The organism is Nocardioides sp., from assembly GCF_035481145.1.
In the GTDB taxonomy this organism is placed as follows: domain Bacteria; phylum Actinomycetota; class Actinomycetes; order Propionibacteriales; family Nocardioidaceae; genus Nocardioides.
This window is the reverse complement of the sequence record NZ_DATIHB010000174.1, coordinates 1-9,761: the sequence shown is the minus strand read 5'-3', so window position 1 is coordinate 9,761 and position 9,761 is coordinate 1. Positions and strand designations below refer to the sequence as shown.

Annotated in this window: 13 protein-coding genes; 7 read left to right on the top strand and 6 right to left on the bottom strand. The window is 70.4% G+C overall.

The features are described from left to right. From VLF38_RS14465 to VLF38_RS14455, 3 genes are all read left to right on the top strand, one after another. Positions 1–191 (top strand): hypothetical protein (locus VLF38_RS14465; RefSeq protein ID WP_325271944.1); only part of this gene is annotated, 191 nt, incomplete at its 5' end. Beyond that, entirely contained in the window at positions 188–496 is a 309-nt protein-coding gene (locus VLF38_RS14460) for an AzlD domain-containing protein (RefSeq protein ID WP_325271943.1), read from the top strand. The genes VLF38_RS14465 and VLF38_RS14460, both read left to right, overlap by 4 nt. A gap of 231 nt (positions 497–727) precedes the next feature. Beyond that, positions 728–2,041: a prealbumin-like fold domain-containing protein gene (locus tag VLF38_RS14455; protein ID WP_325271942.1), complete on the top strand. Its 1,314-nt coding sequence runs from the start codon at positions 728–730 to the stop codon at positions 2,039–2,041. A 79-nt stretch (positions 2,042–2,120) separates the two neighbouring features. On the opposite strand, the gene VLF38_RS14450 is transcribed toward VLF38_RS14455, so the two are convergent. The 3 genes from VLF38_RS14450 to VLF38_RS14440 all read right to left on the bottom strand — a co-directional run bounded on the left by VLF38_RS14450 (position 2,121) and on the right by VLF38_RS14440 (position 3,747). Then, the gene (locus VLF38_RS14450; protein ID WP_325271941.1) at positions 2,121–2,963 is read right to left on the bottom strand and encodes a DMT family transporter; all 843 of its coding nucleotides are present in this window, start codon (positions 2,961–2,963) and stop codon (positions 2,121–2,123) included. Further along, entirely contained in the window at positions 2,963–3,442 is a 480-nt protein-coding gene (locus tag VLF38_RS14445) for a DUF456 domain-containing protein (RefSeq protein ID WP_325271940.1), read from the bottom strand. Before VLF38_RS14445 ends, VLF38_RS14450 begins: the two co-directional genes overlap by 1 nt. A gap of 104 nt (positions 3,443–3,546) precedes the next feature. Continuing rightward, positions 3,547–3,747, bottom strand: coding sequence for a DUF7455 domain-containing protein (locus VLF38_RS14440; protein WP_107699936.1), 201 nt, complete (start codon positions 3,745–3,747; stop codon positions 3,547–3,549). A gap of 251 nt (positions 3,748–3,998) precedes the next feature. Here VLF38_RS14440 and VLF38_RS14435 point away from each other — a divergent pair, with 251 nt between their 5' ends. Genes VLF38_RS14435 through VLF38_RS14425 form a run of 3 tightly spaced genes read left to right on the top strand, consistent with a single transcriptional unit; the run spans position 3,999 to position 6,957 of the window. Then, positions 3,999–6,083 carry a DNA topoisomerase IV subunit B gene (locus tag VLF38_RS14435; protein WP_325271939.1) on the top strand — a complete coding sequence of 695 codons (2,085 nt, stop codon included), beginning with the start codon at positions 3,999–4,001 and terminating at the stop codon, positions 6,081–6,083. 10 nt (positions 6,084–6,093) lie between these two features. After that, positions 6,094–6,465, top strand: coding sequence for a hypothetical protein (locus VLF38_RS14430; RefSeq protein WP_325271938.1), 372 nt, complete (start codon positions 6,094–6,096; stop codon positions 6,463–6,465). Positions 6,466–6,498: 33 nt separating this feature from the next. Continuing rightward, positions 6,499–6,957 carry a PaaI family thioesterase gene (locus VLF38_RS14425; RefSeq protein ID WP_325271937.1) on the top strand — a complete coding sequence of 153 codons (459 nt, stop codon included), beginning with the start codon at positions 6,499–6,501 and terminating at the stop codon, positions 6,955–6,957. 1 nt (position 6,958) lies between these two features. On the opposite strand, the gene VLF38_RS14420 is transcribed toward VLF38_RS14425, so the two are convergent. Beyond that, a complete protein-coding gene (locus VLF38_RS14420; RefSeq protein ID WP_325271936.1) occupies positions 6,959–7,492 on the bottom strand; it encodes a DUF1697 domain-containing protein in 534 nt (177 codons plus the stop codon). A gap of 96 nt (positions 7,493–7,588) precedes the next feature. On the opposite strand from VLF38_RS14420, the gene VLF38_RS14415 reads away from it, so the two are divergent. Then, complete coding sequence (locus VLF38_RS14415; protein ID WP_325271935.1) at positions 7,589–7,792, top strand: hypothetical protein; 204 nt, start codon at positions 7,589–7,591, stop codon at positions 7,790–7,792. Between the two features lie 6 nt (positions 7,793–7,798). Here VLF38_RS14415 and VLF38_RS14410 read toward each other — a convergent pair whose 3' ends face one another. Then, entirely contained in the window at positions 7,799–8,293 is a 495-nt protein-coding gene (locus tag VLF38_RS14410) for a carbonic anhydrase (protein WP_325271934.1), read from the bottom strand. An 85-nt stretch (positions 8,294–8,378) separates the two neighbouring features. Beyond that, positions 8,379–9,761, bottom strand: a 1,383-nt coding sequence (locus tag VLF38_RS14405) for an MFS transporter (protein WP_325271933.1), incomplete at its 5' end; no start/stop codon positions are given.

The following is a 9,761-nucleotide window of genomic DNA, read 5'->3' as shown; positions in this document are numbered from 1 at the left end:
ACCCGAAGGTGGTCGCTGCCGTCGTCGGGGGTGTCGCGACGGTCCTCGCTGCCGACCTGCCCAACCGCTCCGGGCTCCTCGTCGGTGCGGCGATCGGCATCGTCGCCGGACTGCTCGCCGCGCGCCTGGTCGCGCGCCTGGTCGCGCGCGACTCCGTCGCATCCGGCCCACACGAGGAGGTCGCGCGATGACGGACCTCCTCGCCGTGGTCTTGGTCGGCATCGGCACGCTGGCCAGTCGGGGGATCTTCATCGTCGGGCTCGCCAACCGGACCATCCCGATGCCGGTCGTCAAGGCCCTCGAGTACGTCGGGCCCGCGACGCTCGCTGCGCTCATCGCCTCGATGCTGGTGGGTGACGGTGGTGCCGATGCAGTCGGTCTGCCTGAGGTCGTCGGGCTGGCTGCGACGGTCGCCTGCGCGCTGTGGACCCGCAGCCTCACCCTCATCCTGCTGGTGGGCATGGCGGCGTACTGGGGGACCCGGGTGCTCTCCTGACGCCCCGGGGGACCGGTGCCGGGACCCCGCCTCGGGTACCGGGCCCGACCCCTGCGCGCACGACTGTCAGGATGGGCGATGGACCCGACGCGAGCGCAGGCGGAGAGTCGAGACGGTGCCGGCCCCGACCGATGGACCTTCCCGGGGCACCATGCCCGGCAATGCGGGAGGGCGTCGCCGAGCCTCCCGGCGCGCACGGTGCGCGCCGCCGCATCCAACGGAGGCATCGTCATGCTTCGCCACCCCGGACGCAGCCGTGTACTGCGTCTCGCTCCGGCTGCCCTCCTGATCGCGCTCGCGCCGGCCCTCGCGCCGACGGGATCACAGGCGGTCGTCGACAGCACGTTCAACACCCAGGACGGCGACCTCGCCGTCAACGCGGCGCCCGACTGGGCCGGTGTCTCGGAAACCCGGCAGCCCGACCTGGCGACGGGCTCTTCGGACGACTCCTTCGGCAACGGCACGAAGGAGGACACCGCGGTCCCCAGCGTCATCGACGGCAGCATCCCCAACAACAAGTCGGACCTGAAGAACTTCGGCGTCTACTTCGAGGACAGTGCCCAGGGCCGCTTCCTGCACCTCTTCTGGCACCGTGTCCAGGAGCCGTCGGGCACGACCAACATGGACTTCGAGTTCAACCGCTCGAGCACCCTGTCGGCGAACGGGGTGACCCCGGAGCGCACGGCCGGTGACCTGCTGATCCAGTACGACCTCTCCCAGGGCGGCGTGAACCCCGTGCTGAGCCTCTCCACCTGGGTGACCTCGGGATCGGCGAGCCAGTGCGAGGCGTCGAACAAGCTGCCGTGCTGGAGCTCGAAGGACCCGCTGACCGGTGACGCGGTCGGCTCGATCAACACCACTCTCCTCCCGGCAGCGGCCACAGACGGGCTGGGTGACGTGTCGCCGCGGACCTTCGGTGAGGCGACGATCGACTTCGACGCGCTCGTGCCCGGCGCGGGCTGCAACGCGTTCGCATACGCCTACCTGAAGAGTCGTTCGTCCGACTCGTTCACGGCTGCCGTGAAGGACTTCATCGCGCCGGTCAATCCCGGCCTCAACACCTGTGGCGCACTGAAGATCCACAAGACGCGTGACCACTACGCCGCGACGACCCACCCGAGCCCGCACACCGGCGTCCAGTTCGCCGTCACCAAGGGCGGCGTACCGCTCGCGGGCAGCCCGTTCACGACCGACGCGAACGGCGACATCTGCATCAGTGGTCTGGAGCAGGGGACCTACCGGGTCACCGAGACGGTCCCGACCGGCTACACGGTCTCGACGGCGAACCCGCAGGACATCGCGGTCAACGGCGTGGGCGACTGCACCTCGGGGGCGGCAACAGCCAACTTCCACAACGTGCCGAGGACGAACATCGCCCTCAGCGCTACCAGCCAGGTGGCCGGAGGCACCGCGTCGACGATCTCGTGCACGAACGGCGGCGGATCGGTCCTCACGCCCAGCGGGACGGCATCGCTCTCGACGCTGAACCTCGCGCCCGGGACGTACGTCTGCACGATCACCGTGCTGAAGGAACCCACTCCCTGACCGGAGCAGCTGCCCGGCCCCGGCGCGCGTTCCCCCAGCGCGCGTCGGGGCGGGGTCACGTCCAGGTGGGCTCGAGCAGTCAGCCCGCCGCGACGAGTGCCACGGCGACGCCGCAGAGGGCCAGGCCGACCCCCTGCGCGGGAAGCACCCGTTCGCGCAGCACGATCGCCGCGAGCAGGATCGTGAAGGCCGGGTAGAGCGAGGTCAGGATCGAGGAGACGGTCAGCGAGCCCTGCTGCGCGGCGAGCATGAAGGCGCCGGTCGCAGCGAGGCCGAGCACACCACACACCAGCCCCGCGTACGCCGCGTGGTCGCGCGGCACCCACGGCGCGCGCACGGCGAGGGCCAGTGCGGCGATGACGACCGCCGCGCCGAGCTGGTTGAGGCCGAGGGGCAGGAAGCCACTGCCGTCGGCCACCTGCCCGAGTGCCGCGAACTGGCCGCCGAAGCCGAGGCCGGCCACGACGCCGTCGAGCACGCCGGCAGAGCCGCCCTCCGTGCCGACCGAGTTTGAGCGCGGGTCGCGCGCGACCAGCCAGATGCCCGGGAGCGCGCAGGCGATGCCGACCCAGACCAGGGTGCCGGGACGCTCGCCGGCTGCCAGTGCGACGAGGACCGGCACGACGGCCGCACCGACACCGGAGATCGGGGCGACGACGCCCATCCGGCCCGCGGAGAGCCCGCGGTAGAGGAAGGCCGTGCCGACGCCACCGCCGATGCCGCCGACGGCGCCCCACAGCAGGTCGGAGGTCGTGGGGGAGCCGGGGAGCACCGGCTCGAGCACGAGGACGAGGAGCCCTGCCCCCAGGGCTGCGGTGAAGGCGACCGCCCAGGCCGACGTACGCCGCGACAGCAGGCCGCCGACGAAGTCCGCGACACCGTAGGCCATCGCCCCGCCGAGGGCGAGCAGCACGACCAGCATCAGGTGGTCAACGCGCCGACGACCAGCGCGGTCACGGAGACGAGCGCAAAGCTGAGCTCGATCGCGATGGAGAGCCCGACCGCCTTGACAGCGTGCCAGGTGGAGCCACGCGCAGCCGTGGGGCCCAGCCGGCGTGACTCGGCGACGAAGACGCCGAGCACGAAGCCGACCGGGAGGCCGATCACCGGCAGGACGAAGAAGCCCACCACGCCGACCACCACACCGAGCAGGAGCGTCGAGGTCGGGACGCCGACGGCCTTGAGGCGGCGACCGGGCACGGCGTACTGGAGGAACATCCCGGCCGTCGAGAGGACCGCGACCACCGCGAGAACGATCCAGCCGGTGGGTTCGCCGAGCACGACCGCCCAGGCCAGCGTGGCCCCGAGCACGACGAGGGTGCCGGGCAGCACGGGCAGGAGGATGAGCGCGAGGCCGATGACGGCGATGACCACGAAGATCAGGTCCTGGAGGATGTTCACGGCCTCAGTGTGTCAACACGCGACGGACTCTCCACAACCGGAAAAGCGACCGGCCCCGGTCCGCACACGGGGTGCGGACCGGGGCCGGTCGTGAGGTCAGTGGATCAGGACGAGAGCTTCGCGGTCTCGTCGACGACGTTGACGGCGACCTCGCGGAGCTTGTCCTCGTGCTCGCGGGCGTGGTGGGCGCAGAAGAGGAGCTCGAACCCGGAGGAGAGCTCCACCTTGAGGTAGGCCTGGGCGCCGCAGCGGTCGCAGCGGTCGGTGGCGGTCAGGGTGCTGGCGGGAGCAACTGCTGTAGTCACAATCGGCCTCGTTTCTTCCGTGGTGCCCGGCTCAACGATCGGGTGGGGAAGATGATTCCCCCAACTTCTCGTGGCTCCGGCCACATCCTCACCTGCTGGACATCTCTCCCGGTGCCCAGAAGCGGCTGCTTCCAAGTGTGAGGTCGATGGGTGCTCGGTGTCCGGCCAACATACAAACCCGCGCAAGGGATTTCCGCGCAAGGCGTGCCTGCGGGGCCCTGCGGCGTGTCGCCGGTAGATTCACGCCTGACATGACTGCTGTGAAGGACACCGAGATCGACAACTCGTACAACGCCGCGCACCTCCTGGTCCTCGAGGGCCTGGAGGCGGTCCGCAAGCGCCCCGGCATGTACATCGGCTCCACCGACACCCGCGGTCTCATGCACTGCGTCTGGGAGATCATCGACAACGGTGTCGACGAGGCGCTGGCCGGTCACGCCCACCGCGTCGAGGTGACGCTGCACGGCGACGGCTCCGTCGAGGTCTACGACGACGGTCGCGGCATCCCGACCGACAAGGAGCCGCGCACGGGCCTCACCGGTGTCGAGGTCGTGGCGACCAAGCTCCACGCGGGTGGCAAGTTCGGCGGCGGCTCCTACAACGCCACCGGTGGCCTGCACGGCGTCGGCCTGTCGGTCGTCAACGCACTCTCGAGCCGCATGGACATCGACGTCGATCGCTCGCCGTCGCAGCAGGGCATCTCGTTCCGCCGTGGCGTCCCCGGCGTCTTCGATGGTGACAAGCCCACGGCCGCCTTCGAGCCGCAGGGCGGGCTGAGCCGCAAGGGCAAGCGCGTTGCCAAGGGCAAGTCCGGCACCCGTGTCCAGTTCTGGCCGGACCGGCAGATCTTCACCAAGGACGCCGACTTCGTCTACGACGAGCTGGTCACGCGCGCCCGCCAGACGTCGTACATCGTGCCGGGACTGGAGCTGGTCATCAGCGACCTCCGTGGCAGCGAGCCGGTGACCGAGAGCTTCAAGCACGACGGTGGTATCGCGGAGTTCGCCGAGTTCCTGAGCAGCGGCGAGCCGGTGACCGAGGTGCTCCGCCTGCAGGGCACCGAGACCTTCACCGAGACCGTCCCGATGCTCGACGAGGCCGGCCACATGACCCCGCAGGACGTCGAGCGCGAGCTCTTCGTCGACGTCGCGCTGCGCTGGTCCGACAACTACGACACCGAGCTGCGCTCCTACGTCAACGTGATCGCGACGCCCAAGGGCGGCACCCACGTCAGCGGCTTCGAGACTGCGGTGACCAAGGCGTTCAACGACGTCATGCGGTCGGCGAAGGTGCTCAAGGTCAACGACACCGACGTCATCAAGGACGACGTCCTCGAGGGTCTCACCGCCGTCGTCACCGTGCGCCTGGCCGAGCCGCAGTTCGAGGGGCAGACCAAGGAGATCCTCGGCACCCCGGCCGCCCGCACGATCGTCCGCAAGGTCGTCATGGCGGAGCTGAAGAAGTGGCTCTCCTCGACCAAGGCCGCCGACAAGCGCCAGTCGAAGCTGGTCATGGAGAAGGTGGCCGGCGCAGCGAAGACCCGCATCGCCGCGCGCACCCACAAGGAGACGCAGCGCCGCAAGAACGCGCTCGAGTCCTCCGCCCTGCCGGCCAAGCTGGCCGACTGCCGCAGCAACGACAACGACCGCACCGAGCTCTTCATCGTCGAGGGTGACTCCGCGCTCGGCACCGCCAAGCTCGCGCGCAACTCGGAGTTCCAGGCGCTGCTGCCGATCCGCGGCAAGATCCTCAACGTGCAGAAGGCGTCCGTCGCCGACATGCTCAAGAACGCCGAGTGCTCCTCGATCATCCAGGTCGTGGGTGCCGGCTCGGGCCGCACGTTCGACCTCGACGCGCGGCGCTACGGCCGGATCATCTTCATGGCGGACGCCGACTCCGACGGCTCCCACATCCGCTGCCTGCTGGCGACGCTCTTCATGAAGTACATGCCCGAGCTGATCGCAGACGGCAGGGTCTACTCGGCTGTCCCGCCGCTGCACCGGATCGAGATCCTGCAGCCGAAGAAGGGGCAGGACAAGTACGTCTACACCTACTCCGACGACGAGCTCCAGCGGAAGCTCGCCGAGCTGAAGAAGAAGGGTGCGCGGGTCAAGGACCCGGTCCAGCGCTACAAGGGTCTCGGCGAGATGGACGCCGACCAGCTGGCCGAGACGACGATGGACCCCCGCCACCGCACGCTGCGCCGGATCACGGTCGACGACGCCGAGGGTGCCGCCCAGATCTTCGAGCTGCTGATGGGCTCCGACGTTGCCCCACGCAAGGAGTTCATCGTGCAGGGTGCCTACGAGATCGACGTCGACGCCCTCGACGCGTGACACTCGTCCCGTGACTGCCGCAGCGGCCCGGGCCGCCGTCCTCAAGCAGCTCAAGGCGCGCGGCTTCAAGGCCCGGCGCGGACACCTGCGCCTCGCCGTCGGCGACCTCTGGTGGTACGTCGACGCGCGCGTCGCCGGCGTCGGGCCCCAGGCCGGGCTGGTGCTCGAGGTCGGCTGCTGGACGCCGGAGCTGCCGCCCGAGCCAGACGGGGGAGCGGTCGACTGCCCGCTGCTCGTCGACGTCGCGGTCGACGACGCGGTGGCCGACACCGAGGGCGTGGTGGAGCTCGTCTCCGGCATCGGTTCCCTTGAGGCCCTTGGTGCGCGCCTCGGTGACCTGCCGGGTGCCTTGGTCGACAGGAGCCTGCGCGACCTGCTCTGAGTGCCTGCGCCCGGCTTCGCTACGTTGGCTCGCATGAGCGACATCGCGATCCAGGACCGCCTCTTCCCCGACGCCCGCTGCTTCGGCTGCGGGCCGGCGAACGCCGAGGGCCTCCAGCTCAAGAGCCATCCGACGGACGACGGGCTCGTGGTCGCCACCTTCACCCCCTGGCCACAGCACGACAACGGCGTCGGCTACCTCAACGGGGGCGTCATCGCGACCCTGCTCGACTGCCACAGCGGCGCGGCGGTCTTCCACCAGGCGGACCTGCGCGGGTGGGGCCCGCTCCCGGGCACGGCGTTCTCCTACGTCACTGCCGGGATCGACGTGCGCTACCGACGCCCCGCCCCGTTGGAGGCGGAGGTGTCGCTCGTCGCCGAGGTGGCGGAGGCGACGGAGGACGCGATGGCGTGCTCGGTCCGGCTGGAGTTCGATGGCAAGGTGCGCGCCGAGGCCACCGCGCTCTGGAAGCGCTGGCGGCCCCGCGTGTGACTCAGTCGTCGAGCAGGGCCAGCAGCTTCCGCGTGGTGTTCCAGTTGCGCAGCGACATCTCCTTGTAGAGCTTCGTGCCGACCACCTTCGTCAGGCGGCTCTTCGTCGCCAGAGCGGTCACCCGCGTGGTGTAGAGGACGCCCGGCCCCTTCCATACCCGGTCGACGTCCGGGTGCGGGTCGGGCATCGCCGCCAGTGCGGCGGCAGGGGAGAGGCCGGGGCGCAGGAACCAGACATCCGGGCGCACGTCGGGGTCGTCGAGCTCCTTCGGTGCCTTCGCGACGACCTTCGCCATCTCGTCGTGACTGCGCACGAGCACGGCGATGTCGAGCCCGAACGCGTCGGCGATGACCTGCTCCAGCGCCTCCGGCTCGGGCTGGCTCTCTGCGGAGAAGAGCACGTTGCCGCTGTTGATGTACGTCGACACCTCGTCGTACCCGCCGGCGCGAAAGGCCTCGGCGAGCTCCTTCATGGCGATCTTGTTGTTGCCGCCGACATTGATCCCGCGCAGCAGCGCGACGTATCGATCGCTCATGGTCCGACCGTAGCGGGGCGACGGCAGGGCGCAGACCCGTGTCGGCGTACGACGGGCGGCTTCTGGGCACCGGACAGGTGCTGAGAGGAGATAGCGATGAGGGGAATCGTCGGTCTGATCGTCTTCGTCTGGCTCGTGATCGGGGTGATCGCCGCCTGGCAGCGCGGCTACATCACCAACGAGCGCGACGTGAACTGCCGGACCACCGCTGACACCGCCCTGACCGTCCTGGCGGGCCCGCTCAACTACGTGGGCGCGAACCCGAAGGTCACGTGCGACCTGCCGGAGCCGTCGACGTGACGGGCGTCAGAACTTCTGCTCGATGAGCCCCGAGTCGACGTCGTAGATGAAGCCACCGACCTGGACGCTCTCGGGGATGAGCGGGTGCGACTTCACCTTGCGCACGTCGGCCTCGAGGGCGGCGAGCTGGTCGGCGATCGGGTGGAAGGCGTGCCACGACGCGTCGACGCCCGCGGACTCGCCGACCTTCTGCTGGAGCTCGCCCTCGTTGAACTTGGTCATCGCGCAACGCGTGTGCGGGATGACCAGGATCCGGTTGACACCGAGCAGGTGTGCGCCGAGCACGAGCGCCTCCATGGCCTGCTCGTAGACGCGGCCGCCGGGGTTGCGGAAGATCTTGGCGTCGCCCGGCTTCAGGCCGAGCAGGCCGAGCGGGTCGATGCGGGAGTCCATGCAGGTCACGATGGCCACACCGGCCTTCGCGACACCGTCGAAGCCGGCCAGCGCGAAGTCGGCGGCGTAGGTCTTGTTGGCAGCGAGAAGATCGTCGAAGTCACCCATGGTGCTGAAGTTAGTCCACCCGGTGTGACGTCGGGATGTCGTGGTTCGCACGGTGGTACGTCGACCTCAGCACTTGAAGAGCAGTTCAACTCGGGGTGGATCGGAGGTCGCGCAACAGGACGAGCGCGAGGACGGCCCCGAGCGCGCAGCAGGCGGCCGCGCCCGCGAAGACGGTCTGCTCCTGGACCAGCGCCGCGGCTGCTGCGGAGCTGCCCTGCTCGATCGCCGTGTGGAAGCGGTGCAGGCCGATCGCGGTGAGCGCCGACAGGCCGATGAGCATGCCGACCATGCGGGCCACCACGGAGAGCGCGGCGCTCACGCCGTGGTCCTCGGCCGGCGTGTGGGCGAGGAGGGCGGTCGTGACGGGCGCCAGCGCGAGTCCGAAGCCGAGGCCGCACAACACCAGCGCGAACGTCGGTGCAGCGACGGTGGCCAGGGTCTCGTCGTCCCACCGGACCATCAGCGCAAAGCCACAGGCGGCGGCGAGCAGGCCGGTCGCGGCGACCCACGCCGCGCCGAAGCGACGGGTGGCGAGTCCGCCCAGCCAGGCGCCGACCGGCAGAGCCGCGAGGAACCGCACGAGCACCAGCGCCGCCAGGAGCTGCGAGTCCGGATAGCGCGTCGTGCGCGCGAAGATCGGGATGTCGACCAGGGCGGCGATCAGGGCCGCGCCCACGAGGAAGCTCACCACCAGCGCGCCCCAGGCCGGACGGGCCCGGAGACTGCCGACCCTGATCAGCGGGTTCGGCGTCCGCCGCAGGTGCACGGCGAGGATGACGGTCGCGAGGGCCGAACCGAGGAGGTACCAGTGCCCCTGCGGCGCGAAGAGCTGCACGGCCGGGTCGGCCGTCGCGAAGGCGAGCACGACGCCACCGAGCGCGACCGCGACGAGCACGGCCCCGGTCACGTCGGCCTGCCGGAGTGCCCCTGCCCAGCCGCGCACGTCGACCAGCGGCCGCCGCGCGAACGTGCAGCGGAGCGCCAGGCCGAGTAGGGCGCCGAGGACGATCAGGCCGAGCGGCGTGGTCCAGTCGCTCGACCCGGCGTACGGGATGAAGAGCTGGCCCCAGAAGAGGTCGCGCTGCACCGTGGACGGGCGGAGCACCAGCACGACGTACGCCGCGGCGGCGAGGAGGAGTGCGGCGGCGGAGAGCCAGTCGAGCGACCACAAGCCCCACTTCGGCGCGCCACGACTCCCACGTCGGCGAGCCACACGCCCCACCTCGTCGGCGGAGAGGAGGCGGAGGGCGATCAGGAGGGCGAGGGCGACGACCACGTTGACGACGAAGATCGCCTGCCAGAAGGCCAGTGCGAGCACGAGTGCGCCGAAGAGCGGGCCGACGACGCTGCCGATCTCCTGGACGGCGGAGACGACACCGAGCGGCACCGCGCGGCGCGAGGGCGGGTAGAGGTCGGCGACGAGCGCGAGGGTCGCCGGCACCAGCCCGCCACCGCCGACGCCCTGCAG

Bases quoted from the DNA above. Each gene is read 5' to 3' on its own strand.
- VLF38_RS14410 (WP_325271934.1), bottom strand. From the start codon at position 8,293: ATGGGTGACTTCGACGATCTTCTCGCTGCCAACAAGACCTACGCCGCC.
- VLF38_RS14435 (WP_325271939.1), top strand. From the start codon at position 3,999: ATGACTGCTGTGAAGGACACCGAGATCGACAACTCGTACAACGCCGCG.
- VLF38_RS14455 (WP_325271942.1), top strand. From the start codon at position 728: ATGCTTCGCCACCCCGGACGCAGCCGTGTACTGCGTCTCGCTCCGGCT.
- VLF38_RS14460 (WP_325271943.1), top strand. From the start codon at position 188: ATGACGGACCTCCTCGCCGTGGTCTTGGTCGGCATCGGCACGCTGGCC.
- VLF38_RS14450 (WP_325271941.1), bottom strand. From the start codon at position 2,963: ATGCTGGTCGTGCTGCTCGCCCTCGGCGGGGCGATGGCCTACGGTGTC.
- VLF38_RS14425 (WP_325271937.1), top strand. From the start codon at position 6,499: ATGAGCGACATCGCGATCCAGGACCGCCTCTTCCCCGACGCCCGCTGC.
- VLF38_RS14420 (WP_325271936.1), bottom strand. From the start codon at position 7,492: ATGAGCGATCGATACGTCGCGCTGCTGCGCGGGATCAATGTCGGCGGC.
- VLF38_RS14415 (WP_325271935.1), top strand. From the start codon at position 7,589: ATGAGGGGAATCGTCGGTCTGATCGTCTTCGTCTGGCTCGTGATCGGG.